Consider the following 25,937-nt stretch of genomic DNA (forward strand, 5'->3'; position numbering starts at 1 on the left):
CGCTCTACTCCTCGTCGGCGTCGCGGCCGTGCGGGTCGTCGGCCTCGGCGTCGGTGACCGCGGGGTCGTGGCGGCGGTACCACGAGGTGATCTCCTCGAGTCGGTGGATGGCGCGGTCGGGGTCGCCGACGTTGTGGTGTTCGTCCTCGTAGATCACCAGCCGACACTCCGCGCCGGCCTGCTGGGCCGCGACGTAGAACTGTTCGGACTGGGAGGGCGGACAGCGCCAGTCGGCGCCGCCGGCGGCGACCAGGAGCGGCGTCTCGACGTTCCCGATGTCGTTGATGGCCGAGGAGGCGTCGATCTCGTCTTGATTCTCCCACGGGTAGCCGTACTCGTTCTCCATCCAGATGTGGGAGTCGTCGGTGCCGTAGGCCGAGCGCAGGTCGTAGATCCCGTGTTCGGGCGCGGCGGCGGTGAACAGGTCGGGGTACTGCGTGACCAGGTAGCCCTGTGCGATCCCGCCGTAGGAGAAGCCGTAGCCGAACACGCGGTCGGGGTCGGTCCAGCCGCGGTCGACCAGGTCCTCGATCCCGGCGGCGATGTCGCTGGCCTCGACGGTTCCCCAGCGGCCGTGGAGCGTCTCGCAGAACTTCCGGCCGAACGAGGAGCCCCCGCGGTAGTTCGGGCGGAAGACGAGGTAGCCACGCGAGGTGAACGCCGCGTGGGTGAAGTCGAACACCGGCTCGTCGTAGGAGACGGGGCCGCCGTGGATCGCACACACCGTCGGCGCCGGGTCGGACTCGCCGGGCTCGTACTCCGGCGGGTGGTAGAGCACGCCCGAGATGTCCCAGCCGTCGTTCTCGAAGGTAACGCGGGTGACCTCCGGCATCTCGTACTCGTCGGTAAGGTCGGCGTTGACCGAAGCGAGTCGCGTGAGCGAGTCAGGTTGCTCGTCGGCGTCGAGGTCGTCGACGGGCAGCGCGTAGGGGTCGTGGCCCTCGCTCGGATGCGAGAGCCCCATCGCCGCCGTGTCGCCGCCGATGGAGAGGCCCGCCACTGCGCGGTCGTCGCCCTGTGCCTCGAACGTCCGCTCCCACTCGGCGTCGGAAGCGTCGCACTCCAGAATTCGGGTTCGGGCCTCGTCGCCGACGAGCGTGTAGAAGACAGCGTCGTCGACCCACTCGAAGCTGGAGCCGCGTGCGAGCGTTCGGTCGAGGTCGCCCGTCACCGAGACGTGTTCCTCGCCGTCCCAGACGCGGGCTTCGGTCGGGATACACCAGTTCGTCTCGTCGCCCGCGGAGAACGCCAGCCGCTCGCCGTCGGGCGACCACGTCGGCGCGTTACAGCTCAGGCCGCCGTCGGTGATCGCGGTCGCGTCACCGCCTTCGGGCGAGACCGTGAACACGTCGGTCGCGAGCGTGCTGTCGGGGTCCTCGCCGCGGTAGGAGACGAACGCGATCTCGTCGCCGGCGCCCCAATCCGGCTGGAGGCCGCTCAGTCCCTCGAACGCGCCGCGACCGTAGGCGTCCTCCAGCTTCCGGGCGGAGTCGGCGTCGGCGGCTGCGGACCCGAGGACGGCGTCCTCGCCGACGACGAACAGGTAGCTCCTGACGGTGTCGAGGTAGCCGACGCCGTCCAGTTTGTGCTGGACGCGCTCGGTCTCGATCGGTCCGCCGTCCCGGCGCTCGTCGAGGTAGGCCGACTCGGCGTCGGTGGGGTCGCGGGCGGTGACGACGATGCGTTCGCCGTCGGGCGCCCAGTCGAACTCGCGGACGCCCTCCTCGAAGTCGGTGATCTGGCGGGCGTCGCCCCCGAGCGCGAGGTCGAACGCCCAGACCTGGGACTTCGGCTCTGCCTCGCCGTTGCCGCCGCCGTTCTCGGCCGCCGCCTCCTCGTCTTCGTCCTCGTCCTCGCTCTCCCGACCGACACGGAGGTCGCTGTCCTCGTCGCGGGCGGCGAGGAACGCGAGTCGATCGCCGTCTGGCGACCACGTCGGGGAGCCGGCGCCGGAGACGCGGGTGAGTCGGTGGGGGTCGCGGCTGCCGTCGGTGGGGACGACGAACAGCGACGACACCGACTCGTCGGCGTCGGGGTCGTTCTCGGAGGTAGTGAACGCCGCGCGCTCCCCGTCGGGGGAGACGGCGACGGCGCCGACCTGCGTGAGGTCGTAGTACGCGTCGAGTGGTAGCTCGCTCATCAGCCGCGAGGTCCCCCGGCACGGCGAAAAGCGTTCGGCAAGCGGAAGCGCCGGGGGTAACTCGGTCGCCGACTACTCGTCGCGGTCCCCTGCCGAGGGCTCGCTCTCCTCGTCGACTTCCGCCTCGTCCCCGGCACCGTTACCGCCGCGGATCGACGGCAGCCCGCCCCCGAAGAGTCGGCGAGCCACCAGCGCCAGCCCGACCAGCGGGACGCCGAACGCGATCAGGTACGGGAGCGCGTACGCCAGCCCGACGACCGCCGCCCGCAGGGCGACGAGCGCACCATCGACGGACTCGAGGAACGCGTCGATCACGCCGGTGTCGTACCACCGGTCGGGATCGTACTCCACGTCGGGGCGCTCCTCGTGGAACTCGACGGTGACGGTGGCGTAGGCGATCTGGTTGTCCAGGCTCTCCAGTCGGGCCTCTGTCGCCTCGATCTCGCCCTGCACGTCCGAGAGTTCGCGCTGGACCGCCAGCACGTCCTGCGTGTCGTTGGCCTGCTCGTAGAGCTCCCGCAGGCGGTCACGCTCGGCCCGGAGGTTCTCCAGCCGGGCTTCGAGGTCGGCGTGCTGGCCGGTCACGTCCCGTGCGTCCTCCTCGAAGTTGACGACGGTCCCCTCCTCGCGGACGGCCGCGGTGAACGCCGAGTAGTTCTCGCTCGGCACACGGTAGACGATCCGAGCGTCGTGGTACGTCTCGTTGTTCCGCTCGGTCGTTGAGACCCGCGAACTCCCGACGTAGCCGCCGTGGTCGGCGAGCGTCGTCGAGAGGTTCGCCCGTGTCGTCTCGAAGTCGTCGACGCGCAGCCGGGCGTTGGCGGTGTAGATCCACAGCCGGTCGCCCGCCGCTTGCGCGCCGCCCGTGGCGTCGTCGGCGTCGGCGTTGGTCGCCTCCGGCGCCGCCGTCCCCATCTCGTTCCCGTCGCCGCCGTCGAGGGCCGCCTGCGTGGCCCCGTCGTTCCCCCCGCCGGCACAGCCCGCGAGGACGAGCAGGCAGGCGAGCGCGAGGGCGGCGAGTGCTCGGTTCCGTGGCATGAGTTACACTGTGTCGGGATTCCGGTAAAAGGTTGGCTAGCCACAAAGAGCGGTTTGACTCATCGAGCGCGGCAGGTCGTTCGCCGCAACTCACCACGGCCGACTCGCGGCGTTGTCTCCGCGGCCCCGTGACGGAGCGCGGGGCAGGTCGTTCGCCGCAACTCACCACGGCCGACACCGGGAAGGGATGGCCGGTCGAAGTGGCGTGCATGCAGCGCCATTACCTCTCGATGGACTGGCGCGACGCGCTGTTCGCACACTGGCCCGTCGACGCCGCCGCCGTCGAGGAACGACTGCCGACGGGGATCACCCCCCGAACGAAAGCGGGCAGCGCGTGGCTCGGCGTCGTCGCGTTCGTCATGGAGGACATCCGGCCGCGCGGGGTACCCCGACCGCTCGGACTCACGTTCGGCGAGGCGAACCTCCGGACGTACGTCGAGGGACCCGACGGCGGCGAGGGCATCTACTTCTACAACCTCGACGCCGCCGACCGCATCGGGGTTCCGGTCGCCCGGCGGCTCTACCAGTTACCGTACTACCGTGCCCACATGGATATCGACCGCAGCGGCGCACTCCCTGGCGATACCGGCCCCCACGAGCGCAGCGTCGCGTTCGTGAGCCACCGCACCCACCCGGGCGTACCCGACGCCCACCTCGACGTCACGTACGGCCCGACCGGTGGCCGGTTCCGGCCCGAGCAGGGTTCGCTCGAACAGTTCCTCGTCGAGAACTACCGCTTTTACCTCGCGGAGGGCGACGTGAGCGCCGAGGACGAGGCGGGCCAGGAAGGGTCCGGCGGCCTGTTCTACGGCGACGTGGCCCACCCGCCGTGGGACGTGTACGAGGCCGACCTCGACCTGCGCTCGACTGATTTCTTCGAAGCCAACGGCTTCGAACGGCCCGACGCCGAGCCGTTGGCACACTACTCCCCCGGCGTCCCCGTGAAAGCCGACCGAGTCCGGCGGGTCGACTGAGTTCGGCGGCAGATTCACGGTGGTCCGGTCCGGAGCGCCGCCATGACTCCCGAAGAGCTGCGAGCGGATATCCCCGTCTGTGAGTCCGGGACGTACCTCAATACCGGCGCGTCGGGGCCCGCGAGCCAGTCCGTCGTCGACGCCGTCGGCGAGTTCGTCGCCTACCACGAGACCGAGGCCCCCGTGAACGAGGGTGCCTACCCCGCGGCGTTCGACGCGCTGGACGGCGCGCGCGAGACGGTCGCCGGGTTCCTGAACGCCGACACCGAGGAGATCGCGCTCACCGAGAGCACCGCGGACGGCATCGCCCGGGTCGCCGCCGCCATCGACTGGGAGGACGGTGACACGGTCGTCCGAACGGACCTCGAACACAGCGCCGGCGTCCTCCCCTGGTGGAACCTCCGGGAACGTGGGGTGGACGTGGACGTCCTCCCGACCGAGCACGGTCGCGTGGACACGGCAGCGTTGAGAGCGGCCGTCGCCGACGCGCGGTTGCTCTGTCTGAGTTCGATCACGTGGAACTACGGCACCCGATTCCCGATCGCCGAGATCGTGGATATCGCCCACGAGAACGACTGTCTGGTGCTCGTCGACGCCGTGCAGACGTTCGGTCAGCAGCCCCTCGACGTGCGTGCCTGGGGCGCGGATTTCGTCGTCGGCGCCGCCCACAAGTGGCTGCTTGGCCCATGGGGGGCCGGCATGCTCTACGTCGATCGCGCGGTCGCCGAGGGCTTGCGCCCGGCCCAGGTCGGCTACCGGTCCGTCGAGTCGCCCACCGACGACGAGCCGGCGTTCAAAGCCGGCGCGATGCGCTTCGAGGTGGGCACGACCAGCCCCGCGCCCTACGTCGGCGCCGAGACGGCGATCGGGATCGTCGAGTCGGTCGGGTTCGACACGATCCAAGCCCGGATCGAACGCCTGACGAACCGACTGAAAGATGGTCTCGGGGACCGCCTGCTCTCGCCCGAGGCGTACGAATCCGGGCTCGTCACCTTCGCCGCCGACGAACCCGAGGCCACGGTCGAACGGCTCGCCGACGAGGACGTGTTCGTCCGGACCCTGCCCGATCCCGACGCGGTCCGGGCGTCGGTCCACGCCTTCAACACCGAAGCGGACGTGGACACACTGCTCTCGGCACTCTAACGGAACGTCTGGAACTCCGCGGTCCGGCCGTCGGGGTCGGTCGCGAAGAACTGGTAGATGTCGTAGGTCTCGTTCTCGTGGGGAGCCTCGTCGGCCGCGTCGCCGACCCGGTCGTGCATGGCGTCGACGTCCGCTTCGGAATCGTAGACGAACGTCAGGATCCCGTCGTCTTCGGTCTCCTCGGCGTCACAGAAGCCGAACCGGAACCCCCGGAACTCGAGGATGGTGCAGCCGGGCTGTTCGAGCCACGTCTCGGCGCCGACGACCTCACGGTACCACGCGACGACGGTCTCTCGGTCGGCGGTTCGGAAGAAGACGATCCCCCCGGCTCCTGCCGGCGATGCTGAGTCGCTCATACCCCCGCTCGGGCCGGCCGAGGCTTAAAACGAGGCGACCGCGAGCGGCTCCCGACCGGGAACCTACCGCGGGCGCCCCTCGACCACGAGGCCGTCGGCGCCGACGGCGAACACCGTGCCGTCGGGGGCGAGCGTCACCGCGTAGAGGCCAGCCGGCCCGTCGATTCCGACGCGCTGGAACCCCGGGTCCCGGCCGCGAGCGAGGATGTCTCCGCGGCTCCCGACCACCACGGCCGTGTGGCCCACCCCGGCCGCATCGGTCGGACGGACGCCGTCCGGCAGCGGCGCCAGTCGGTCCGGCGGCGCGTCGAACGACCGGACGCCGGTGTAGACGGTGCCGCCGCGGTTCGTCGCCAGGAGCCCGTCGGCGTCGATGGCCAGCGCCGTGACCATCGCCGCGGAGAGAGTGTCGGTGCGCCACTCGCGACCGTCGTCGGACTGGTGGACTCGGCCGGAGGTGTCGCCGGCGAACCACATGTTGTCGGCGCCGCGCAGCGCGGTGATGGGTGCGCCCGGACCCGGGAGCGCGACCCCACGGACGTTCGTCTCGCGGCCGTCGACGGCGAGCCGAGCGATCCGACCCTGATCGTCGCCGACGTGGACCCGTTCGTCGCCGGCCGACCCGGCGACGGCGAGTGTTCGGAAGGTCGTCGCCAGGCCGTAGGGTGTCGAGCGGTCCCGGAGGTTCCCGGTCTCCCGGTCGTAGTAGCCGAGTGCGCCACGGGTGCCACAGAGCCAGAGTCGGCGGCCGTCGTCGGTGGCGGCGATGTCGAGCAGTCCCCGCGAGCCGCCGGCGACCCCGTCGTCGAACAGCGGCTCCCAGCCGACCCGGGTCCGAGAGAGGAGGACCCCGCGGTTGCCGACGGCGTAGGCCCGGCCGTCGGCGACGGCGACGCCGTTGAGTTGGGCGCGGGTACGGCTTTCGGGGACGGTCCACCGACGACTGCGCAGCATTCCCCGGCCAAACGAATCGGATCGGCAAAAAGGCGCGTACCGGGGGGAGCGTGTGCGGGGCGGCGTCCCGTGGCGGGTTCGCGCTGGCCCTACTCGCTGTAGGGGACCGCGTAGGCCCCGACGACGAAGAACGCCAGCGAGAGCGCGGCGAGGATTCCCAGTTGGGTCAGCGCGAGCGCCGTCGCGTCGCCGCCGGCCGAGGCCCCGTCGTAGGTCAGGTAGCGCACGCCGCGTGCGAAGTACGTCAGCGGCGAGAGGTTCGTGATCGGCTGGAACCACGCCGGCAGCAGGTCGGGCGTGACGAACGTCTCCGAGAGGAACAGCAGCGGGAGCGCCACGGAGTTACTGGCGGCGATGACGCCGTCCTGTGAGTCGGCGAGGCGGCCGAGGATGGCGCCGAGGCCACAGAACAGCGCGACCCCGAGGGTCACGAACGGCACCAGCAACAGCAGGCTCGCGCCGACGACGATCTGTGCGTCGACGAGCAGCACCACCAGCCCGAAGATCAGCAGCGAGGCGGCGCCGATGACGAGCACGTTCACCAGCGTGTGTGCCAGCAGCCACTCCCACCGGCGCAGCGGCGTCGTCGCCAGCTTCTCGAACCGACCGCCCTCGCGATGGCGCGCGAACTCGCTGCCGACCCGCGAGAGCGGCGTGAACAGTACGACGACGGCGAGGTAGCCCGGGAGGTAGTAGCCCGGCGGCTCGGCGAACAGGCCGCCGCCGGTGGGCTGGGTCCCGACGAGCACGCCGAAGATCAGGACGATGATCACCGGGAAGAAGAAGGTGAAAAACACCGCCGTCCGGCGGCGCAGGAACGCCTTCGCGCCGGCGCGAATCTCGCTGGCGACCCGTCCGGTCCGGCTCATCGCTCCGCCTCCGTCTCGGTCTGCACGGCCCCGGCCGTCGCGCCGTCACCCGGGGCGCCGAGCCCGCGGAACGCCTCGCCGGTCAGTTCGAGGTAGACGTCCTCGAGGGTCGGTTCGGTCCAGGTGAACGATTCGTACTGGATGCCGGCGGCCGCGAGCGCGTCGACGGCGTCGTCGATGTCCGCGGCGTCGATATCGTGGAGCGTGAGTCGGCCGGCCGAGGACTCGACGCGGAACCGGCTGTCCGCGAGCACGTCGGCGCTGGCTTCGGTGCGGACCACGAGTCGCGAGTCACCGCCGTGCTTGGCGATCAGGCTGCTCGGGGTGCCGGCGGCGACGATCTCCCCGGCGGCGAGCATGGCTACCTCGTCCGCGAGGCGCTCGACCTCGTCCATCGAGTGGCTGGTGAGGAACACCGTCGTCCCCGCCGCCGCGAGGTCCTCGATCAACGTCCAGAGGTCCCGACGGCCGACGGGGTCGATCCCGGTCGTCGGCTCGTCCAGAAAGAGCACGTCGGGGTCGTTGACCAGCGTGATGCCGACGCAGGCCCGGCGCTGCTGGCCGCCGGAGAGCTCCTCGTACCACGTGTCGGCCGCTCCCTCCAGTCCGACCTCCGCGAGCACCGACGCCGGGTCGCGAGCCTCGTCGTAGAGGTCGGCGTAGTAGCCGAGAAGCTCACTGACGGTCAAGCGTTCGGGTGGGGAGAACGACTGCGGGAGCAGCCCGATACGGTCGCGTTCGACGGTTTCGGGCGGGGAGCCGAGTAGCGAAGCCTCGCCGTCGTACGCCGTGGTGCCGGTGAGACAGCGCACGAGCGAAGTCTTCCCGGCGCCGTTTGGGCCGATGAGCCCGAAGACGGTCCCTTCTGGTACCGAGAGCGAGACGCCGTCGACGGCGACCGTGTCGCCGTAGCGTTTAGTCACGTCCTGGGCGAGGACTGCCGCGTCCATACCCGAAGTCGTCGGCGGGCGAGGGTAAAGCGTTCGTTCCGCGTGTTAGGCCGGCGCCGCGCCGACGCCCGCCGACAGCGAGGGACGGTACGGCGCGGGGTAGTCCGCCAGCGCGCTCCGCCCGGCGATGGCCCGGAGCGACGACGACAGCCGCGAGCGAGTCAGCGACAGCGTGCCGCGGCGCCAGCGGCGGGCCAGCACGGCAGCCGAGAGGCCACCCCGGCCCCACGCGTACGCGCCGCCGACGACGGCCGCCGGCACGTTACCCATCCCGAGCGCCGAGAGGAGTTCGACGCCCCCGATCCACGACGGAACGAGCGTGAGCACCGACGCGACCAACAGCAGGTCGCCGGTCACGCTCGCCGCGAAGCGATCGCTCGTCACCATTCACTCGGGCCGACGGCATTCTCGGGTATAAATGTTTTGTGGAACGTGTCCCTATCTGGCACGCTTCCGGCCGGCGACCGGCCCACACCCCCCGCGTCGACTCGACCTGCCACCGTGCAAAGAGTTAGGGGACGAGCGACAGAAGGGCAGGGCATGGCAGACGTACTCGTCGTCGGCGGTGGTCCCGCCGGCCTGAGCGCCGCACTGTTCGCCGAGAAGAACGACCTCGAAACGACGGTGTTCGACACCGACAAGACGTGGATGCACAAGGCCCACCTGTTCAACTACCCCGGAATCGGCTCGCAGGACGGCAGCGTGTTCCTCGACACCCTCCGGAACCAAGTCGACAACTTCGGCGTCGAGCGCAAGCAGGGCGAGGAAGTCACCGCGGTCACCGAGAACGGCGACGGCTTCACCGTCACGACGGCGGAGGGCGAGTACGAGGCGCCCTACGTCGTGCTGGCGACAGGTGCGAGCCGTGACCTCGCCGAGGAACTCGGCTGTGAACTCACCGACGAGGGCGTCGTCGACGCCGACGTGACGATGGAGACCAGCGTCACGGACGCCTACGCGACGGGCGCGATGGTCCGCGCCGAGGAGTGGCAGGCGGTCATCTCCGCGGGCGACGGCGCCGCCGCCGCCCTCAACATACTCAGCAAGGAGAAGGGCGAACACTACCACGACTTCGACGTGCCCGCCGACGCGAAAGCGACGTTCGGCGGCGCCGACGAGGAGTAAGCCGACTGGCGGCCGCGACAGCCGCCTTCAGCGGTCCCAGTTCCACGTACCCGCCCGTTCGAGTTCTCGCAGAACCTCCCCGAAGTGGTACTTCTTCTCGAACAGCCGTGAGAGCAGCGAGAGATCGTCGAGGGGCTGATAGTGGTCGTACTGGTGGCCCACGGCGTCGGCGGCTTTCAGAAACGGGTCCAGCGCCGCCTCGAACTCGTCGGTCCCCTGCCAGCGGTCCGATTCGTCCTCGTACTCGGCGTAGATCGCGCGGGCCCGTCGGTGGTGCTTGCGGTGACCCTTCCGGCCGGCGATCAGCCGGAAGTCCCCGCGGAGTTCGTGGGCCAGCGCTTCGAAGGGCTCGCGCTCGTACAGCAGGGCATCGAGTTCGTCGACGACGCTCTCGCCCTGCCGACACCGGATCGAACACCGGCGGTCGTGGCCGCCGATCCGGTAACAGATGGCCGCCTCCGTGAGCGTCGTCACCGCCGTCAGGAGTTCGTTTCGGTCGCCGAGTTCCGAGCCCCCGAGCAGTTCGTAGGCGGCGAGGCTGAACGTCGTGCCGGCAGCCTCGTTCCGGCCGTCCATCCGGTAGGTCTCGGCCGCCTGATAGCGGAGGCGGTATTTCTCGTGGGACATCGCTCCCCTCGAAGTTCACAGGAGAGCGGCATTATTCGTTCGGTGGCGCAGTTCGATCCGTCCTCGGACCGGTCGATCGCCGCGAGGCAGCCGATCCGGGCCTCGGTCGTCGCCGACACCCCGGAAACGAATATGCCCCTCCAGTCCCGAACATCGGACGATGGGCGACGACGCGTGCTACCGGGACTACTGCCCGGACTGTGACCTGCAAGTGACGGTCGTCGACGAGGCCTGCCCCGAGTGTGGCGCCGACCTCCCCGAGGCGTAGGCCGCCCCGACGCGCCGACCGCCCCGCTCGACGCATCGGAGGGGTTTTGTAGCGATAGCCGGGAGGATGAGGTGGACGGCACGGTCGGCGGCTCCTTTCGCCCCGCGTGCTCTGCACGTCGGGTAAGTCGACCGGCCTACCCCGTCTGCTCAACAAACTGAGCGACGGCTATCCCGATGTCCTGACTGGCGCCCACTCCGAGCGTAAGCCAGCGGTGAGACGCGACCGACGTTCGTCAGGGATCGCTCCCGAGCGTGGCGTCCCCCGGAAAAGTGTGGGACCGTTCGAGTTGTCGCCGGTCGCACGCAGATCGACAACGTACAGTCACGGCATCGGCTCCGACAAGCGACACGGCGGTCGCTTGTGGTCGTTCGCCGCGACTGACTAGAGGTTCGACGCGCCGGCGCCGCCCTCGATGGGCAGTGCGACGCCGTTGATGTAGGAGGACTTCGGCGAGGAGAGGAACGCCACCGTGTCGCCGAGCTCCATCGGGTCGCCGATGCGGCCGACGGGGATGCCGTCGCCCCAGTCGGCGAGGCCCTCCTCGTAGTCCTCGTAGTCGCCGCGGTCGACGGCCTGCTCGACGAGGTCCTCGATCCGGGAGGTCTCGTGGGGGCCGGGAAGCACCGCGTTCGATCGGACCTCCGGGGCCAGTTCCTTCGAGAGCGTCTTCTCCAGCCCGATGACGGCCATCCGGACGGAGTTCGAGAGCACGAGTGAGTCGATCGCCTCCTTCACCGATCGGGAGGTGACGAACGTCATCGTCCCCTGATCGGACTCCTTCAGGTGGGGGGCGGCCGCGCGGACGGTCCGGACGGCGCTCATCACGAGCAGGTCGAACGCCTGGTACCAGTCCTCGTCGTCGGTGTCCATGAACGCCCCGCTGGGCGGGCCGCCGGCGCTGGTGACGAGCGTGTCGATGCCGCCGAACTCCTCCACGGTACGCTCGACGAGGTGTTCGATGTCCTCTTTCTCGGTGAGGTCGCCCTGCACGCCGACGACCTCGCCGTCGCCGGCGGCGTCGATCTCCTCGACGGCCTCGGCGAGTCGCTCCTCGTCCCGGCCGTTGACGACGACGTGTGCCCCCTCGCGAGCCAGCGCCTCCGCCGACGCTTTCCCGAGACCGCTGCTCGATGCCGTGACCAGTGCGCTCGTCCCTTCGAGTTCGAGATCCATACCCGCCCCTGTGGCCGCAGGCACCTTAAACCCGGTTCGCTCCGGAAACGCCGGCCGGGTTCTCGGCTCGGTCACAGTTTTTCGGCAGGCCTAAACCAGTCCAGCACGACCCCAGAATCATGAGTGAGTACACGCTGGACGACGTGAGCGTGGTGATGGGCAGCTACAACGAGGCGGAAGCGATCGGGCCGGTGCTCGACGACATCGACGCCGCCACCGACGGCCGCGCGGAGGTGGTCGTCGTCGACGGCTCCAGCGACGGGACCGCCGATATCGCCCGGGAGAAGGGCGCGACGGTGATCGAGCAGGAGCCGCGGGGCTACGGTTTCGCGGTCTGTAAGGCGCTCCTGTCGGCTTCGAACCCCGTTCGGATCACCACCGACTGCGACGGCACCTACCCGATGGAGCGGATCCCGGACTTCCTCGACCTGATCAACGAGGGTTACGACGTGGTCAGCGGCGACCGACTCTACCACGGCGCCGAGACGATGCCGACGATGAACCGCTACGGGAACCTCGCGTTCGCGGCGCTGTCGAGCGTGCTCGCCGGCGACCACCTCCACGACGTGACGACGGGGATGCGCGCCTACCACGAGGACGTGATCGAGGAGATCACGTGGACCGAGAACACCGGCCTCTCCGCGGAGCTACTGATCCGCCCAGTGATGCGGGGCTACGACGTGCGCGAGGAACCGATCGCCTACGACGAACGCCTCGGCGAGACCAAACTCGACCCGTTCTCGGGCGGCGCCGAGATCGCGGGGTCGATCCTCCGGGTCTGTGCACAGGAGCGAAAACGCCAACTCACGTCGCTGTTCTGACCGGCACGGCCGCTACCCGGCGTGCCCACGTCCTCAGGCCGCAGAGAGGGTGACGGTGTGTTCCATCACGGCGTGACAGCTGGGACACTCGTAGTGGTACATCACCACGCTCCCGTTGGTCTCGCTCACCCACGAGCCCTCATCGACTTCGAACCCACAGGCCGTGCAGACGCGTTCTCTGGTGTCGTAGTAGGCCCGCAGCCCTTCCAGTGCGGATCGAATGCTGCGTGTTACCATGACTCAGTATTCTCGCGGGAGGCCAAAAGCGTTCCCCCGATAGCGGACTCCTACCGACTGTTAGTCCCGTTTTGAGCCGACGCGGTGCCGACGATCGTCGCGTCGACGAACGTTCCCGGCGGCGATGGACCGAGTCCGGCGGGGACACACCGGGCCGGCACGGGGCACCGTTCCCGCGTCGGCGAGAGCGCCCGAACCGTCTCGCCGCCCGTGTCGACCGGGAACGTCAGGTCGTAGCTGAACCCCGAACTCGGGCCCGTCCCGACGAACACCGTCAGCGTGAGTTCGTCGCGGTCGTCGACCGGGAACGCGGGGTCCACGCTCCCGTTCGTCGACGACCGCCCGCCGCTGGCCGCGATCCCCTCGCCGCTGAGCCGCGCCTCGCCGTCAGCGACGACGAGTGAGAGGTTCAGCGTTCCGGGGCTCGCGTCCGCGATCGCGTAGGTCTGGCCGTCGTCGCCGCCGACGCGGATGGAGACCGACTGGGCCCCCTCGGGGACCCCGACGGCAGTGTCGAGACGAACCGACTCGCCCGAGACACGCTCGACCGGGCGCAGTTCCGCGGTCACGGCGTCGCCGCCGGCCGGCGACCACGCCCCCCGGACCACGTACCGACGGAGCCGGTACTCGGGGTGAGCCGCCGCCACGTCCAGTTCGTCGTCGTCGCCGAGCGCGTACAACGAGCGGCCGTCGAAGTCTGGGTCGTTCCGGACTGCCTGAAACGGATGGTTCAGCCACGGGCCGTACACGGGGGGGAGGAACGTCAGCGTACGTTCCTCGGTCGCGTTCCCGTGGAGGGCGGCGTTGCCGGCTGAGAGCCCCCCCTGCTCCTGGAACGGCTCGTAGGCGACTTCGAGTTGATCGCTGACCGCGGCGTTGCGCTCGATCGGGTCTTGGGCGGCCCCGACTGCGACGGCGCCGCCGACGCCCGCCGCGACGACGAGGAGGCCGACGGCGAGGCGATCGGCGGCAGCACGGTCGACGGGGAGGGAGTCCGGCAGTCGATCCGCGGCGACCGCCCGGAGCCGCTCCCCGCCGCGGACCGCCGCGACGGCGCCGAAGACAGCTGTCGGGACGAGCAGGTCGTAGTGGTAGTACGGCCCGAGGTGGTAGATCAGGCCGTCAGTGGCCACGTCGAGGCGGCCGAGGACGTTGTAGTTCCCCCAGAAGCCGACGTTCCCGGCCGTGATCGAGAGGAACAGCCCCGCGAGAACCCCGCGTCGCCACGCGAGCGCCGTCGGCCGTCGACGCCCCGTGCGGGCGGTCCAGCCAACCCCGACCGCGGCCAGCACGGCCCCGAGGCTCCCCATCGCCACCCAGTCGGTGAACAGCGTCTCCAGTACGAGCGCGTTCGCTTCCAGCCCCAGCCCGAGCGTGTAGTCGACCTCGTGACCGAGGAGCGACCGCTCGCCGAAGCCGATCCCGTCCTCGGGGGCGAACGCCGCGAACGGGAACTCCAGCGGGTCGCCGGTCATGACGGCGTTGTAGCCGAGCGCGACGACGACGCCCGCGGTGCCGAGCCCCGCGGTCGCCAGCCGACGCGCGAACAGGTCGCGTCGGGCGTCGTCGACGGCCCGGAACGGCCTACGCCACGCGCCCGAGCGGACGAGCGTGACCACCGCGTGGGCGACGAACGGCGCCGCGAACAGCACGGCGGTGTAGGGTCGGCCGAAGAAGGCGACGCCGATCGCCGCGCCCGCGACGGCCGCGAGTCGGCGGCTCCCGGTGCGTTCGCCCCGGAGGTAGGCGTAGGCGAAGACGAGTTCGAACGCGGCGGTGACCGCGTAGGGGAGGTAGGTCCCCGACTGGACCAGGAACAGCGGTGAGGCGAGGACGAGTAGGCCCGCGACGACGCCGACGCGGGCGTCGAACAGCTCCCGGGCGACCGCGGCGGTGCCGCCAACGACCGTCGCCGCGATCCCCGCGAGCGCGATCGGGTACGCGCCGAGCGCACGACCGAGCGCGAACACCGCCGCCGGGACCGGCGCGTACTTCGAGTAGAGCCCCTCGGGGCCGTCGACGAAGAACCACGGCCGGAACGGGCCGTCGACCGGCGGCCGGAGGAACAGCCGACCGGAGAGCAGCAGTTCCGCCTGCTGGATGTAGACGCCCTCGTCGTGGTTGAGCGAGTGGTACGGAAAGACGCGGGTGGCGACGAGGAAGGAGACGGCAGCGGCGACGAGCGCGAGCAGGAGGATCGCGAGCCAGCCCCGGTCGAGGCGGTCGCTGGCGGCGTCAAGAGAGGAGAGGGCGCGGGGAACGCGGCCGGAGGAGGGGGACCGATCGGGCATCTACGCCGCGGGGTACCAAGCGAGCGTGTGGTCGGCGACCAGCCGAACGCTCACGCGCTCGCCGATGCCGACCTCCTCGGCGTGATTGTGCAGACACCTGACGACCGGACCGTCGTCGAGTTGGACGTGGTAGACGAACGACGGGCCGGTGTACTGGCGTTGGATCACTTCGCCGTCGGCGGTCCCGACCGTGCCGCCGTCGGCGGTCGTCAGCGGGTCGGCCTGTGCGGAGATGGGGCCGGCCTCCCCGTCGACGGGGGCGAGCCGGAGGTCGTCGGGGCGGACCAGTACGTCCACCTCGGCGCCGACGTACTCGTCGGTGACCCCCTCGAGCAGGTCGCGGCCGTAGGAGCCGATGGTCGTCTCGACGGTGTCCTGGGTGATCTTGCCGGGGACGAAGCTCGCCTGCCCGAGGAAGGAGGCGACGAACCGGGACTCGGGGTGTTCGAACAGCGATTCGGGGCTGCCGACCTGTTCGATCTGTCCCTCGGCCATCACGGCGACGCGGTCCGAGATGGAGAGCGCCTCCTCCTGGTCGTGGGTGACCGAGACGGCGGTGACGCCGGCCTCGTTGAGAATGCGGCTGACCTCCTCGCGCATCTCCACGCGGAGGGCCACGTCGAGGTTCGAGAACGGTTCGTCGAGCAGCAACACGTCGGGTTCCGGGGCGAGCGAGCGCGCGAGGGCGACCCGCTGGCGCTGCCCGCCGGAGAGCTCCGTCGGCGAGCGGTCGCCGTAGCCGTCGAGGCCGACGAGGTCGAGGAGCTGTTCGACCCGTTCGGTCGCTTCCTCGCTGTCGGGGTCGTCGAGGCCGAAGGCGACGTTCTCGGCGACCGAGAGGTGCGGGAACAGGGCGAACTCCTGGAACACCATCCCCACGTCGCGCTCCTCGGGCGGGACGACCGCCCCGTCGCCGGCGACGACTTCGTCGGCGACGCGGACGGTTCCCGAGGTGGGCGTTTCGAGGCCCGCGATCGTGCGCAGCGTCGTCGTCTTTCCACAGCCCGAGGGGCCCAACAGCGTGAGCAGTTCGCCCTCCCTGACCGAGAGGTCCACGCCGTCCACGGCGGTCTCGCCGGCGAAGCGTTTGACGACGTTCGACAGTTCGAGCACGGTCGGGGGTCCGTCGTCGCCCTCACCGTCGGTGTCGGCCGTCGACGCCGCGGGGTGCTCGCTGGTCGTTTGCTCCGTCGTGGGTGTGGCGTGGTCGCTCATGTGTCGCGGCGTTGAACGAGGAGGGGGATCATCGAGAGTCCGGAGATCAGCACCAGCACCAGCGCCGGTAGCGCCGCCCGGCCGTAGTAACCCCCTTCCTGAACTCGCCAGATGTACGTCACCAGCGTTGTAAACCCTGTCGGGTGCAGGATCAACGTGGTGTCGAGTTCCTTCATCGTCGTGAGGAAGACGAGCGCGGCACCCGCCAGCACGCCCGGCGCGATCAGCGGCAGCGTCACCCGGCGGAACACCTGCCGCGGCGGCGTCCCGAGCACGCGAGCGGCACCGATCAGCGAGGGATCGACGCCCAGCACCGACGACCGGGTGGCGCCGACGGCCTGCGGTAGGAACCGGACCACGTAGGCGAACACCAGCAGCGGCAGCGACTGATAGACCGCCCGCGAGACGCCCGGCCCGAACAGTTCGGTGAGTTGCGTGCTGCTGAAGAACACCAGCGCGAGCGCGAGCACGACGCCGGGCATCGCGTATCCGAGGTAGGTCGCCCGCTCGGTCAGCCAGGCGAACCGCGAGCGCGACCGGCCCGAGTAGTACGCCACCGGGAGCGCGACCGCGATGGTCGCCACCGCCGCCAGTGCGGCGACGTAGACGGAGTTCAGCGCGAACCCCGTCTCGAAGGCCCGGCCGCCCACGTCGTAGGTGAGCGCCTCCGCGCGCAGGAACCACATCGTCAGGATCCCCACCGGGAGTGCGAGCGTGAACACCGACACGAGCGCCGGGAGCAGCATCGCGACCCAGCGCAGCCGACCCAGCGAGACCATCGCCGTCGACGAGGCGGGGGTGCCGTAGCCCGAGTCGGCGTCGCCGCCGATCCGGGACTCCAGCGCGACGACGACGGCGGTGACGGTGAGCAGCTGCAGCGAGAGCAGCGTCGCGTTCGCCCGGCCGTCACCGAAGCTGTTGAGTTCGACGTAGATCGTCCGTGTGAACACGTCGTACTGCATGATCGACGGTGTCCCGAAGTCCGAGAGCGCGTAGAGCGCGACCAGCAGCGCGCCCGCCGTGACGGCGGGCAGCACCTGCGGGAGGATCACGCGCCGGAACGCCTCGGGGTAGCCGACGTTGAGCGTGCGGGCAGCCTCCAACTGCGTCTCGTCGAAGGAGAGCAGCGCCGCCCGGGTCGTCAGGAACACGTAGGGGTAGACGAAGAGCGTCAGCACCAGCGCGGTGCCGCCGAGCCCGTACACCTCCGGAATACCGATACCCAGCGGCGCGAGCGCGTCGGCGAGCGCGCCGTCGGGGCCGAACGCCGAGACGTACGCGAAGGCGCCGACGTAGCTCGGCACCACCAGCGGAAGTGCGACCACGACGGTCCAGAAACGCCGGAACGGCAGGTCCGTCTGTACGGTCAGCACCGCCAGCGGCACGCCCAGCACGATCGACGCCGTCGTGACGACGGCGACGAGCGCGATACTGTTGGCGAACACGTCCGTCGAGCCACGGAGCAGCGAGAGCGCCTCGCCGGCCGGCACCTCGCTAGCCCGGAGCAGCAGCCAGAGCAGCGGCGACAGCACCGCTGCGGCGATGGCTCCGGAGAGCAGCACGAGCGGGACCGACACCTCGTCGTCGTCGACGCCGACGAACCGGCGGAGCAGCGCCCGGACGCCCCTGTCCGGTACGGTGTCGCCAACGGTGCCCATCAGAGGACGCCGACCTCACGCATGAGGTCGACCGTCGGCCCGATCTCGGAGAGTCGGGCGAGGTCGAACTCTGGTGGGTTGAGTTCGTCGATGCGCGGGAGCCCGCCGACCGGCGGGACGCCCGGGATCATCGGGTAGGCGTACGCTCTGGTGGCGAAGAACTCCTGTGCCTCCGCCGAGAGCAGATGGCGCACGAAGTTCATCGCGAGCTCCTGCTGGGGGCTCGCCTCGAGCACTGCCGCGCCGGCGACGTTGATCAGCGCGCCCGCGTCGCCGCTGGTGAAGGCGAGGTCGATCGGCGCGTCGGGGCGGGCCTCCTGCACCCGGAGGGCGTAGTAGTGGTTCGCGAAGCCGGCCTGCAGTTCGCCGTCGGCGACGGCGTTGGAGACGAAGAACTCGTTGCCGTACTCGGTGGTCCCGGCGTCGACCATCGACTGGAGCCAGTTCCGGGTGGCCTCCTCGCCCTCGGTGATCCGCATGGCGGTGATGAACGCTTGGAACGCGCCGTAGGTCGGCGCCCAGCCCATCTGGCCGGCGATGCCGGAGTCGGGCAGGTCCATCACGGAGTCGGGTACATCGCTCTCGTCGAGTGCCTCGGTGTTGTACGGGATCGCGCGGGCGCGGCCGGCGGTGCCGACCCACGCCGAGTCGGGGTGGAACTCCTCGGGCACCGGATCGACGACTTCGTCGGCGAGCGTCGCCGTCAGGTCCTCGGCGGCGACGGCGGCAAGCGACCCGGCGTCGACCGACCAGAACACGTCGGCGGGCGTCGAGGCGCCCTCGGTGATCAGCGTGTTCGCGGCCTCGCTGGTGCCGTAGGCCCGGGGCGTGGCGGAGAAGTCGGGGTAGATGTTCTCGAGTTTGCCGATCAGGTCGCGGTAGAGCCCGCCCTCGCCGCCGCCGAGGTAGACCGTCAGTTCGCCCGACAGCGCCGGTAGCTCCTCGATCCGGGTGCCGCCGATCTCGGTCCGACCCTCCGCGAGCGCGCCGGAGCCACGGAACTCCGAGAACTCCGCGGAGCCGCTGGTGTCGACACCGCTGCCGCCCTCGCCGGGCGTGTCGGTGCCGGCGTCGGTGCCGTCGGCCGTCGATTCGGTCCCGTTGTCGTCGCTCCCACCGGAACAGCCGGCGACGCCGACGAGGCCGACGCCGGCGATGGTGCCGAGGAGACGGCGCCGTCGCTTCGAGGTCGGTTCGTCAGTCATCGGCGGGCACCTCCACGGGGTCGGCGGCCGTCGCTCCCACGGCGTCGAGACAGTCGAGCCAATCGTTCATGTATTCACCACAGTAGTTCAGGAAGTCACCGTTGTTCCATCCTTCGAAATCGCCTGTCGCCAGCGCGTCGGCCATCTCGGCGAAGACCTCCCGGTAGGAGGTGGCGTCGGCGCCGGCGTCGTCCAGCACCTCCCAGACGTGTTCGTTGAGTTCGAGGCCGGCGACCTCGTTCTGGAGGTCGTCGAACGTCGAGCGGGGCGCCTTGTTGTGCTCACAGAGCGGGCCGCCGTTGTACACCTGCGCGCCGAGCACGTCGGCGGCGCGCTTGAGGAACAGCCCCGACCAGATGTCGTCGAAGCGACCCACGTCCCAGCGGTTGTCGTCCATCGGCAGTTGGTAGAACGCCGGGATGACCTCCCGGCGGAACGCGAGGTTCATCGAGCAGACCGTCAGGTACTGGCCCTCGGCGGCGACGAAGTCCTCGCCGAAGTCGTCAGCGGTCGTCCGGGTCTGGGCCTGCCCCTGCAGGTCACCGTCCATCAGGATGCGGACGGCGTCGAGGTCGGGCACGTTCGTCCAGAGGCCCTGCGAGGCGACCACGTTGTCCACCTCCGCGGTCTCGGTCGTCTGCTCCTCGTCCATCGCTGCGTAGGGGTAGCCGCGCGGGTAGAGGTCGCCGTCGGCGCCGTCGAGGACGTTCACCCACGACTCGTCGGAGGCGCGGGACTCGATCTCGCCCTCGTAGGCGAGGTTGCGCAGGTGGGTACCGAAGAAATCCTCGTCGTGGGGGAGCGTATCGTCGTCGATGAACACGCCGTACTCGAAGCGCTCGTTGGCCCACATGTACAGCAGCCCGAAGGAGGTCTGGGCGTGGCTGGCCTCGGGGATGAGGTGGCTGTACTCGCTGGCGTCCCGCTCGGCGAACCAGTCCTCGCGGGCGGTGCCGTCGAACACCGCGCCGTCGACGCCCAAGTCGTCGAGCATCGCCTCCATCGCCTCGGTGTCACAGAAGTCCTCGGTGACGAGGACGAGGAACAGTCGGTCGGTGTCGAAGCCGTGATCGCGGGCGTTGGCGACGTACTCCCGCATACAGTCCCACTCCCGGATCGTCGGAACGATGACGCAGATGTCCTGCTGACTCATTACCAACCCGTTGTTTAGGACGTCCTAAAACAGTACCGATTTTTTGGGCGGCCAAAAACGGACAGCGCGTTGACTATCGGAGTCGCTCGGAGGTGATCTCGGCGCCCTCGACGAGCGCTTCAAGTTTCGGCCACGCGATGTCGGGGTGGACCATGCCGAGGCCGGCCTGCGTGCCGAACCCACAGTCGGGCGCGGCGACGATATCGGTGTCGTCGTCGACGACGTTCGCGACGCGCTCGATGCGGTCGGCGATCGTCTCGGGGTGGTCGATGATGTTCGTCTTCACGTCGACGACGCCGGGGATGAGCGTCCAGCCGTCGGGCAGCGGGTGCTCGGCGAACGCGCGGTACTCGTGCTGGTGGCGCGGGTTCGCTTGCTCGACGCTCAGGCCGGAGATGTCGGCCTCGTACAGCGTCGGCAGCATGTCGACGAGGTCGGTGTCGTAGTGGTGGGGCCCCTCGTAGCTCCCCCAGCAGGTGTGCAGGCGGACCTGCTCCTCGGGGATGCCCGAAAGCGCCTCGTTGAGCGCCTCGACGTGGAGTTCGACCACGTCGCGGAACTCGTCGACGGAGTGGTCCGCGAACAGGTGCGTGTGCCCCGTCGCGAGCAGGTCCGGGGCGTCGATCTGGATGGTCGCGCCAGTGTCCGCGAAGATCTGGTACTCCTCGGCCATCGCCTCGGCCACGTCGAAGACGTACTCGGCGTGGTCGTCGTAGTGCTCGTCGACGTGGGTCGCGGCGACGACGCTCGGCGACGCGGTGGTGAAGAACGTGTCCTCGATGTCGACGCCGGTACCGTCGAGCGCCTCGCGGAACTGGTCGACCTCACGCTCGGCCTCCGCGTGGCCGTCGTATCGGACCTCGCCGGTGACGGTCGGCTGCTTCGCGAGGTCGATCACGTCGGTCTCGAACGTGTCCTCGGCGACCGCGGGGTACTCCGCGAGGTCGGCCCAGAGCGGCTGTTCGACCTTCCCGCCGATGTTGGTGAGCCGGTCGCCGACGTAGTAGTTGAACGAGACGCGGGGCTGCTCGCCGTTGTTGATCTCGTCGATCCCGGTCTCGAGTTGCTTGTCGACGATGTCGTCGGTCGCCGCGCGGCTGACGCGGTCCCACTCCTCGGGGTCGACCTCGCCGCCCTGCTCGCGGGTGCGCAGGAGGTCGAGCAGTTCCGGGGGCCGCGGGAGGCTTCCGATGTGTGTGGTACCGATCCGGTTGGACTCGTCTGTCGCCATACTTGGTAATATCCAGTCGAACAAATATAACTGGTGGTTTTCCCACCGCGCCCTCCCGGACCGAATCCGTCCTTTCAAGCCACTCCCCATCGGCAGGTGACTCATGGACGGAAACGACCGACGTATCGTGGGGCTCACGGGGACGGCCCACGCCCTGCTCCACACGTACGAACTATCGGTGCCGATCCTCGTGGTCATCTGGCTGACGGAGTTCTCGACGACCCCGGCGGAGCTCGGCATCGTCGTCTCGGTGGGGATGGCGCTGCTCGGCCTCGGCGCGCTGCCGGGCGGGGTGCTCGCGGACCGCTACGGCTCCCGGAAGCTGATCGCACTCTGTCTGGTCGGGATGGGCGGCTCGTTCCTCGTGCTCTCGGCGGCACCGACGACCGCCGCGGACCTGCTCGGCTCGCTCCCGCTGCTCTCGGTGAGTCCGGCGGTCGTGGCCATCGCGATCGCGCTCGTGCTCTGGGGTGCTGCGGCGAGCGTCTACCACCCGGCGGGGCTGACCCTCATCAGCACCGGCGTCGACGAACGGGGCCGCGGCTTCGCGCTCCACGGGATGGCCGGCAACATCGGCATCGCCGCTGGCCCGCTGGCGACGACGGTGCTGCTCGCGTTCATGCCCTGGGAGACGGTGACCGCCGTGCTCGCGGTGCCGGCGTTCGTCGCCGCCGCCGCGGCGCTGGTCATCGACGTGGAGGAGCGCGAACTCGACGAGGACGAGGAGGACGAGACCCCCGACTCGATCGGGGAGTTCCTCGACATCTCCGGGACCGTCGTCCGGAGCGCCTTCGCGTTCGTCTTCGTCGTCGTCGCGATGAACGGCCTCTACTACCGCGGCGTGCTGACGTTCCTGCCGGACCTCCTCGCCGGCCTGGAGACGTTCCAGCCCATCGACATCGCCGGCGAACCGCAGGAGCCCGCGAACTACGTCTACTCGGGCCTGCTCGCCGTCGGGATCGCCGGCCAGTACGTCGGCGGCCGACTGACCGACCGGATGCCGCCCGAACGCGGGATCGCCTTCGCCTTCGGCGGCCTGTCGCTGCTCGCGCTGATCTTCCTCCCGCTGGCGTCGATGGGCGCGGTCCCGCTGCTGCTCGTGAGCGCCGTGCTCGGCTTCGCGCTGTTCATCGTTCAGCCGATGTACCAAGCCGCCGTCGCCGAGTACACCCCCGAGGCCGCCCGTGGGCTCTCCTACGGCTACACCTACCTCGGGAACTTCGGCATCGGCGCGCTCGGCGCCGGGATGGCCGGCGCGATCCTGACGTACTCGAACCAGACAGTGCTGTTCCTCGTCTTCGCGGCCATCGCCGCGATCGCGAGCGGGATCGGCGTGCTGCTGATGCGGCGGGACTGAACGGCAGTCCTCCGTTCGCTGTTCTCTCCCGACTCAGTCGATATCCACCGGACAGCCGGCGACCTCGCCGCCGCGCATCCCCTGTGTGATCCAGTGAACCGACAGCAGCGTCGCCGCCACCGCGAGCAGGGAGATCTCCAGCCCGTGCAGCGGGAGCGCCGTCAGCCCGACGCCGACACCGAACACCGCGAGCAGCCCCGCGAGCATCGCCGAACCACAGGCCGCACAGCCCGCGCCGAGCATCCCCAGCACGACACCGGCGAGGCTGCCCCCACCCTCGCGTGCACCCAGCCCGTGTTCGCGGAAGTGGTAGGTCACGAGCGCGATGTTCAGCCCGACCAGCGCCGAGGTGACGACGATCAGCGTCGCCGACGCCGGCGAGTAGCTGCCGGCGAATCCCGGGTAGAGTCCGAGCAGCGCCTGCAGTCGGCCGACGAGGGGACCGTCGTTGAAGACGACCACCGCGCGCACGAAGCCGAGGTTCTGTGAGAGCGTGAACGTCGAGAGCGCGGCGACGGCGGCGACGACCGCCAGCGCGGCGTAGCCCGGAAGCGAGAGCACCAGTCGGCTCGTCCGGGCCATCAGCCGCCAGTCCCGGCCGCGAGTCGGGACGGAGGGAGCCATCAGAGCCCCAACGCCCCCGTGATCGAGTCGTAGCCGACCGGTCCCGACACGTCCGTCACGAAGCCGTCGGCGTCGAAGAGGAACAGCGTCGGCGTGGCGGAGACGCCCGCCGACTCCGACGCCCGGAGGTCGAGGTCCACGGCGTCCTGAAACGCGCCGGCCTCGGTGTCCGCCCGCACCGCGGCGGCATCGATTCCGGTTTCGTCGGCGAGGAACGACTCGGTCAGGTCGAGGACGTTGTCGCTGTCGAAGGCGTCCTGCTGGGCGTAGTAGTGGCTCTTGAGTGCCCAGAACGCCGACTCGTCGCGGTCGTACGTCGCCTCCAGCGCCATCGTCGCCGGCTCGCCCCAGTCGTAGATGATCGGGATGGAGCGGAAGACGAACGAGACCCGCCCCTCGTCGATGAGGTTCGACCGGAGCTGTGGGAACGTCGAGCGCTCGAAGCGTGCACACGTCGGACAGGAGGGGTCCTCGAAGGCGACGATGGTCCCCTCGGCCTCGCCGGGAGCCGGGCCGAGGGCGGGTTGGCTGTCGATCCCTTCGCCGGAAGGGTGTTCCCGGACCGACTGTGCGCCGTCGCTACCGGTGCTGCAGCCCGCGAGTGCCGTCAGCGCGGCGAGACCACCGAGGTAGCGGCGTCGACTCGTCATTCCGTGAACGGAGGGGCGCCCGGGGCATAACGGTGTCCCAGCCGTGCGTCCGGCGGACACGACGGGAGAAAGGGAGGGTGGTCCGTGGCGGGGTTCGGGGTTCGTCGGGGGGCGTCGGCCTCAGTTCGTCGAGACGGCCAGCGACTCCCCGTCGGACTCGAAGAGCGCGTCCACCACGTGTTGGACGCGGTTCGCCTCCGCGAAGCTGACCAGGTCCCCACCCTCGCCGTCGAGGGCGGCGACGAACTCCTCGACCAGCCGGCCGGTCGAGTCGCCGGCGTCGTCGACGACGACGGTCTGGTCCTCACCCTCGGCGTTCTCGGCGAGTCGGAACCAATCGAGCAGTTTCAGCGTCCCCTCGGTGCCGACGACGGTCATCGAGTTCTCCTCGTCGGTGCCACAGTCGGTGAGGAGGTCGATCGTGCCGCCGATCCCCTCGACGCCGAAGTAGCCCGTGATGGACTCCTCGTACCGCCCCGGCGCGGTATAGTCGATCTCCGCGTTGACCCACTCGATCCCCGCGAAAGCCTCCTGCACGCCGAAGAGGTAGTGGGTGCCGACCTCCCGGAGGGGGCCGCCCTGCTCGTGGCCGGCGAGCCACTCCACGTCCTGCCACTCGCGGGGCCACTGCGGGAAGCGGAACGTGAGTTCGATGCGCTGTGGCTCGCCGATGTCGCCAGCCTCGACACGGTCGATCAGTTCACGCACCCCGGGGGTGTAGCGGAAGGGGAGGTTCACCGCGGTCGGCTGGTCGGTGGACTCCTCCAGCGCCACGATATCGGCGCCGACGGCGGCGTCCTCGGCGATGGGTTTCTCACAGATCACCGCCTTGTCGGCCCCGATTGCCGCCTCGACGACCTCGTGGTGGACCGTCGGCGGCACGCCGGCGTAGACGATGTCGACGGCGTCGTCGTCGATCATCGCTTCGTAGTCGGTGAAGGCCGCACAGTCGTACTCTGCGGCGAACGATTCGACCCGCGACTCGACGAGGTCACAGGCGGCGTAGACGCTCGTGTCCTCGTTGGCCGCGAACGCCTCGGCGAGTCGGTTCCCGATCACGCCACAGCCGACGATAGCGACGTTGTACACACCGGGACGTGGGTACGGGTCGGCTTGTAGCTTCAGTTTCCGACACGCGAGCGGCGTGTGGGGATCGACGCCGAAGGCTGGGGAAGGTGGGTGGGTTTATCAGTCGGCGCGGCGACCCCGGAGGTGTGCAGACGACCGACCGCGGCGTCTTCGGCAGGCTCCCCGAGCGCTACGCCCACGCCTATCTCGTCGTGGCCTTCTTCGTTCTCCCGGCGCTCGCGGTCGTACTCAGCGGCGGCGGCGTCCGGCGCCCGCCGGGACCGGTCCCGACAGCGCTACTGGCGCTGGTGGTGGTCCACCACGGCCTGTTCGTCGTCGTCTCGGTACTGCTGGATTAGCTCCCCAGTGGCGGTTCGCGCCCGTCGGCGACGACGTAGGCGTCGTAGACCGCGTACAGCCAGACCGCGGGGTAGAGGACGAACCCCACGAGCGCAAGCATCGAGAGGACGGCAACGAAGCTGGCGACGACGATGGCCGCCCCTTTCGCCGGCTCCCGGTTGTAGAACTGCCCCAGCCCCGGCAGGATCGCCGAGTACACCGCCGCGACGAAGGGGTTCTCTCCGTTGGTCAGGACCTCGATGATGTCGTCGGCGGACGTCGACGCCGACTGCTGGCGAACGCCACACTCCGGGCAGATCTCGGCCTTCTCGCTGATGATTTCCCCGCAGTCACGGCAGTACACCTCGCCCTCGCCGGGCGTCCGGTCGTCGGTGGTCTCGCTGTCGCTCATAGTGTCGAAGGTGGTGCCCGCGCAGGCGTATCTCTTGTGGCTGGGTTCCGAACGCT

At 69.8% G+C, this 25,937-nt stretch carries 26 protein-coding genes; 6 read left to right on the forward strand and 20 right to left on the reverse strand.

Going from position 1 to position 25,937, the window contains the following annotated elements:
* Nucleotides 1–4: 4 nt before the first annotated feature.
* On the reverse strand, nucleotides 5–2,140 hold the full coding sequence (locus NO998_RS08770; protein WP_267646731.1) for an alpha/beta hydrolase family protein: 2,136 nt from the start codon (nucleotides 2,138–2,140) through the stop codon (nucleotides 5–7).
* Between the two features lie 72 nt (nucleotides 2,141–2,212).
* On the reverse strand, nucleotides 2,213–3,178 hold the full coding sequence (locus NO998_RS08775) for a DUF4349 domain-containing protein (RefSeq protein ID WP_267646732.1): 966 nt from the start codon (nucleotides 3,176–3,178) through the stop codon (nucleotides 2,213–2,215).
* 209 nt (nucleotides 3,179–3,387) lie between these two features.
* Here NO998_RS08775 and NO998_RS08780 point away from each other — a divergent pair, with 209 nt between their 5' ends.
* Both NO998_RS08780 and NO998_RS08785 read left to right on the forward strand, forming a co-directional pair.
* Complete coding sequence (locus NO998_RS08780) at nucleotides 3,388–4,152, forward strand: YqjF family protein (protein WP_267646733.1); 765 nt, start codon at nucleotides 3,388–3,390, stop codon at nucleotides 4,150–4,152.
* Between the two features lie 42 nt (nucleotides 4,153–4,194).
* Complete coding sequence (locus NO998_RS08785; protein ID WP_267646734.1) at nucleotides 4,195–5,295, forward strand: aminotransferase class V-fold PLP-dependent enzyme; 1,101 nt, start codon at nucleotides 4,195–4,197, stop codon at nucleotides 5,293–5,295.
* On the opposite strand, the gene NO998_RS08790 is transcribed toward NO998_RS08785, so the two are convergent.
* The 5 genes from NO998_RS08790 to NO998_RS08810 all read right to left on the reverse strand — a co-directional run bounded on the left by NO998_RS08790 (nucleotide 5,292) and on the right by NO998_RS08810 (nucleotide 8,811).
* Nucleotides 5,292–5,651 carry a VOC family protein gene (locus NO998_RS08790; protein WP_267646735.1) on the reverse strand — a complete coding sequence of 120 codons (360 nt, stop codon included), beginning with the start codon at nucleotides 5,649–5,651 and terminating at the stop codon, nucleotides 5,292–5,294. The genes NO998_RS08785 and NO998_RS08790 overlap by 4 nt on opposite strands.
* Nucleotides 5,652–5,714: 63 nt before the next feature.
* The gene (locus NO998_RS08795; RefSeq protein WP_267646736.1) at nucleotides 5,715–6,605 is read right to left on the reverse strand and encodes a beta propeller repeat protein; all 891 of its coding nucleotides are present in this window, start codon (nucleotides 6,603–6,605) and stop codon (nucleotides 5,715–5,717) included.
* An 89-nt stretch (nucleotides 6,606–6,694) separates the two neighbouring features.
* The gene (locus tag NO998_RS08800) at nucleotides 6,695–7,474 is read right to left on the reverse strand and encodes an ABC transporter permease (protein ID WP_267646737.1); all 780 of its coding nucleotides are present in this window, start codon (nucleotides 7,472–7,474) and stop codon (nucleotides 6,695–6,697) included.
* A complete protein-coding gene (locus tag NO998_RS08805) occupies nucleotides 7,471–8,424 on the reverse strand; it encodes an ABC transporter ATP-binding protein (RefSeq protein WP_267646738.1) in 954 nt (317 codons plus the stop codon). The genes NO998_RS08800 and NO998_RS08805 overlap by 4 nt, the downstream gene beginning before the upstream one ends.
* A gap of 45 nt (nucleotides 8,425–8,469) precedes the next feature.
* Entirely contained in the window at nucleotides 8,470–8,811 is a 342-nt protein-coding gene (locus NO998_RS08810) for a hypothetical protein (protein WP_267646739.1), read from the reverse strand.
* 153 nt (nucleotides 8,812–8,964) lie between these two features.
* On the opposite strand from NO998_RS08810, the gene NO998_RS08815 reads away from it, so the two are divergent.
* Complete coding sequence (locus NO998_RS08815; protein ID WP_267646740.1) at nucleotides 8,965–9,549, forward strand: NAD(P)/FAD-dependent oxidoreductase; 585 nt, start codon at nucleotides 8,965–8,967, stop codon at nucleotides 9,547–9,549.
* A gap of 27 nt (nucleotides 9,550–9,576) precedes the next feature.
* On the opposite strand, the gene NO998_RS08820 is transcribed toward NO998_RS08815, so the two are convergent.
* Both NO998_RS08820 and NO998_RS08825 read right to left on the reverse strand, forming a co-directional pair.
* Complete coding sequence (locus NO998_RS08820; RefSeq protein ID WP_267646741.1) at nucleotides 9,577–10,176, reverse strand: hypothetical protein; 600 nt, start codon at nucleotides 10,174–10,176, stop codon at nucleotides 9,577–9,579.
* 652 nt (nucleotides 10,177–10,828) lie between these two features.
* Entirely contained in the window at nucleotides 10,829–11,620 is a 792-nt protein-coding gene (locus tag NO998_RS08825; protein WP_267646742.1) for an SDR family oxidoreductase, read from the reverse strand.
* Between the two features lie 119 nt (nucleotides 11,621–11,739).
* On the opposite strand from NO998_RS08825, the gene NO998_RS08830 reads away from it, so the two are divergent.
* A complete protein-coding gene (locus NO998_RS08830) occupies nucleotides 11,740–12,441 on the forward strand; it encodes a dolichyl-phosphate hexose transferase (RefSeq protein WP_267646743.1) in 702 nt (233 codons plus the stop codon).
* A gap of 33 nt (nucleotides 12,442–12,474) precedes the next feature.
* Here the strand turns inward: NO998_RS08830 and NO998_RS08835 are convergent, their stop codons facing one another.
* The 7 genes from NO998_RS08835 to NO998_RS08865 form a co-directional block, all read right to left on the reverse strand.
* Nucleotides 12,475–12,678: an HVO_0649 family zinc finger protein gene (locus tag NO998_RS08835; protein ID WP_267646744.1), complete on the reverse strand. Its 204-nt coding sequence runs from the start codon at nucleotides 12,676–12,678 to the stop codon at nucleotides 12,475–12,477.
* A gap of 50 nt (nucleotides 12,679–12,728) precedes the next feature.
* On the reverse strand, nucleotides 12,729–14,969 hold the full coding sequence (locus NO998_RS08840) for a DUF7846 domain-containing protein (RefSeq protein ID WP_267646745.1): 2,241 nt from the start codon (nucleotides 14,967–14,969) through the stop codon (nucleotides 12,729–12,731).
* Nucleotides 14,970–16,184, reverse strand: a complete 1,215-nt coding sequence (locus NO998_RS08845) for an ABC transporter ATP-binding protein (protein ID WP_267646746.1) — start codon at nucleotides 16,182–16,184, stop codon at nucleotides 14,970–14,972.
* On the reverse strand, nucleotides 16,181–17,842 hold the full coding sequence (locus NO998_RS08850; RefSeq protein ID WP_267646747.1) for an ABC transporter permease: 1,662 nt from the start codon (nucleotides 17,840–17,842) through the stop codon (nucleotides 16,181–16,183). The genes NO998_RS08845 and NO998_RS08850 overlap by 4 nt, the downstream gene beginning before the upstream one ends.
* On the reverse strand, nucleotides 17,842–19,047 hold the full coding sequence (locus tag NO998_RS08855; RefSeq protein WP_267646748.1) for an extracellular solute-binding protein: 1,206 nt from the start codon (nucleotides 19,045–19,047) through the stop codon (nucleotides 17,842–17,844). Before NO998_RS08855 ends, NO998_RS08850 begins: the two co-directional genes overlap by 1 nt.
* Complete coding sequence (locus tag NO998_RS08860; RefSeq protein ID WP_267646749.1) at nucleotides 19,040–20,200, reverse strand: alpha-1 4-glucan-protein synthase; 1,161 nt, start codon at nucleotides 20,198–20,200, stop codon at nucleotides 19,040–19,042. The genes NO998_RS08855 and NO998_RS08860 overlap by 8 nt, the downstream gene beginning before the upstream one ends.
* A gap of 73 nt (nucleotides 20,201–20,273) precedes the next feature.
* Entirely contained in the window at nucleotides 20,274–21,431 is a 1,158-nt protein-coding gene (locus NO998_RS08865; RefSeq protein WP_267646750.1) for a cobalamin-independent methionine synthase II family protein, read from the reverse strand.
* A 103-nt stretch (nucleotides 21,432–21,534) separates the two neighbouring features.
* Here NO998_RS08865 and NO998_RS08870 point away from each other — a divergent pair, with 103 nt between their 5' ends.
* Nucleotides 21,535–22,788 carry an MFS transporter gene (locus tag NO998_RS08870; RefSeq protein WP_267646751.1) on the forward strand — a complete coding sequence of 418 codons (1,254 nt, stop codon included), beginning with the start codon at nucleotides 21,535–21,537 and terminating at the stop codon, nucleotides 22,786–22,788.
* A gap of 33 nt (nucleotides 22,789–22,821) precedes the next feature.
* On the opposite strand, the gene NO998_RS08875 is transcribed toward NO998_RS08870, so the two are convergent.
* The 3 genes from NO998_RS08875 to NO998_RS08885 form a co-directional block, all read right to left on the reverse strand.
* Complete coding sequence (locus NO998_RS08875; RefSeq protein WP_267646752.1) at nucleotides 22,822–23,412, reverse strand: hypothetical protein; 591 nt, start codon at nucleotides 23,410–23,412, stop codon at nucleotides 22,822–22,824.
* The gene (locus NO998_RS08880; RefSeq protein ID WP_267646753.1) at nucleotides 23,412–24,062 is read right to left on the reverse strand and encodes a DsbA family protein; all 651 of its coding nucleotides are present in this window, start codon (nucleotides 24,060–24,062) and stop codon (nucleotides 23,412–23,414) included. Before NO998_RS08880 ends, NO998_RS08875 begins: the two co-directional genes overlap by 1 nt.
* 120 nt (nucleotides 24,063–24,182) lie before the next feature.
* Nucleotides 24,183–25,151, reverse strand: a complete 969-nt coding sequence (locus tag NO998_RS08885) for a Gfo/Idh/MocA family protein (RefSeq protein WP_267646754.1) — start codon at nucleotides 25,149–25,151, stop codon at nucleotides 24,183–24,185.
* Nucleotides 25,152–25,276: 125 nt separating this feature from the next.
* Between NO998_RS08885 and NO998_RS08890 the strand changes: the two genes are divergently transcribed.
* Entirely contained in the window at nucleotides 25,277–25,489 is a 213-nt protein-coding gene (locus NO998_RS08890; RefSeq protein WP_267646755.1) for a hypothetical protein, read from the forward strand.
* Here NO998_RS08890 and NO998_RS08895 read toward each other — a convergent pair.
* A complete protein-coding gene (locus NO998_RS08895; protein ID WP_267646756.1) occupies nucleotides 25,486–25,881 on the reverse strand; it encodes a DUF5683 domain-containing protein in 396 nt (131 codons plus the stop codon). The two genes, NO998_RS08890 and NO998_RS08895, sit on opposite strands and share 4 nt — an antisense overlap.
* Nucleotides 25,882–25,937: the final 56 nt, after the last annotated feature.

The sequence above is a fragment of the Halolamina litorea genome, assembly GCF_026616205.1.
Taxonomy (GTDB): domain Archaea; phylum Halobacteriota; class Halobacteria; order Halobacteriales; family Haloferacaceae; genus Halolamina; species Halolamina litorea.

Coding starts and splice junctions, on each gene's coding strand:
- NO998_RS08770 (WP_267646731.1), bottom strand. CDS start 2,140: ATGAGCGAGCTACCACTCGACGCGTACTACGACCTCACGCAGGTCGGC.
- NO998_RS08775 (WP_267646732.1), bottom strand. CDS start 3,178: ATGCCACGGAACCGAGCACTCGCCGCCCTCGCGCTCGCCTGCCTGCTC.
- NO998_RS08780 (WP_267646733.1), top strand. CDS start 3,388: ATGCAGCGCCATTACCTCTCGATGGACTGGCGCGACGCGCTGTTCGCA.
- NO998_RS08785 (WP_267646734.1), top strand. CDS start 4,195: ATGACTCCCGAAGAGCTGCGAGCGGATATCCCCGTCTGTGAGTCCGGG.
- NO998_RS08790 (WP_267646735.1), bottom strand. CDS start 5,651: ATGAGCGACTCAGCATCGCCGGCAGGAGCCGGGGGGATCGTCTTCTTC.
- NO998_RS08795 (WP_267646736.1), bottom strand. CDS start 6,605: ATGCTGCGCAGTCGTCGGTGGACCGTCCCCGAAAGCCGTACCCGCGCC.
- NO998_RS08800 (WP_267646737.1), bottom strand. CDS start 7,474: ATGAGCCGGACCGGACGGGTCGCCAGCGAGATTCGCGCCGGCGCGAAG.
- NO998_RS08805 (WP_267646738.1), bottom strand. CDS start 8,424: ATGGACGCGGCAGTCCTCGCCCAGGACGTGACTAAACGCTACGGCGAC.
- NO998_RS08810 (WP_267646739.1), bottom strand. CDS start 8,811: ATGGTGACGAGCGATCGCTTCGCGGCGAGCGTGACCGGCGACCTGCTG.
- NO998_RS08815 (WP_267646740.1), top strand. CDS start 8,965: ATGGCAGACGTACTCGTCGTCGGCGGTGGTCCCGCCGGCCTGAGCGCC.
- NO998_RS08820 (WP_267646741.1), bottom strand. CDS start 10,176: ATGTCCCACGAGAAATACCGCCTCCGCTATCAGGCGGCCGAGACCTAC.
- NO998_RS08825 (WP_267646742.1), bottom strand. CDS start 11,620: ATGGATCTCGAACTCGAAGGGACGAGCGCACTGGTCACGGCATCGAGC.
- NO998_RS08830 (WP_267646743.1), top strand. CDS start 11,740: ATGAGTGAGTACACGCTGGACGACGTGAGCGTGGTGATGGGCAGCTAC.
- NO998_RS08835 (WP_267646744.1), bottom strand. CDS start 12,678: ATGGTAACACGCAGCATTCGATCCGCACTGGAAGGGCTGCGGGCCTAC.
- NO998_RS08840 (WP_267646745.1), bottom strand. CDS start 14,969: ATGCCCGATCGGTCCCCCTCCTCCGGCCGCGTTCCCCGCGCCCTCTCC.
- NO998_RS08845 (WP_267646746.1), bottom strand. CDS start 16,184: ATGAGCGACCACGCCACACCCACGACGGAGCAAACGACCAGCGAGCAC.
- NO998_RS08850 (WP_267646747.1), bottom strand. CDS start 17,842: ATGGGCACCGTTGGCGACACCGTACCGGACAGGGGCGTCCGGGCGCTG.
- NO998_RS08855 (WP_267646748.1), bottom strand. CDS start 19,047: ATGACTGACGAACCGACCTCGAAGCGACGGCGCCGTCTCCTCGGCACC.
- NO998_RS08860 (WP_267646749.1), bottom strand. CDS start 20,200: ATGAGTCAGCAGGACATCTGCGTCATCGTTCCGACGATCCGGGAGTGG.
- NO998_RS08865 (WP_267646750.1), bottom strand. CDS start 21,431: ATGGCGACAGACGAGTCCAACCGGATCGGTACCACACACATCGGAAGC.
- NO998_RS08870 (WP_267646751.1), top strand. CDS start 21,535: ATGGACGGAAACGACCGACGTATCGTGGGGCTCACGGGGACGGCCCAC.
- NO998_RS08875 (WP_267646752.1), bottom strand. CDS start 23,412: ATGGCTCCCTCCGTCCCGACTCGCGGCCGGGACTGGCGGCTGATGGCC.
- NO998_RS08880 (WP_267646753.1), bottom strand. CDS start 24,062: ATGACGAGTCGACGCCGCTACCTCGGTGGTCTCGCCGCGCTGACGGCA.
- NO998_RS08895 (WP_267646756.1), bottom strand. CDS start 25,881: ATGAGCGACAGCGAGACCACCGACGACCGGACGCCCGGCGAGGGCGAG.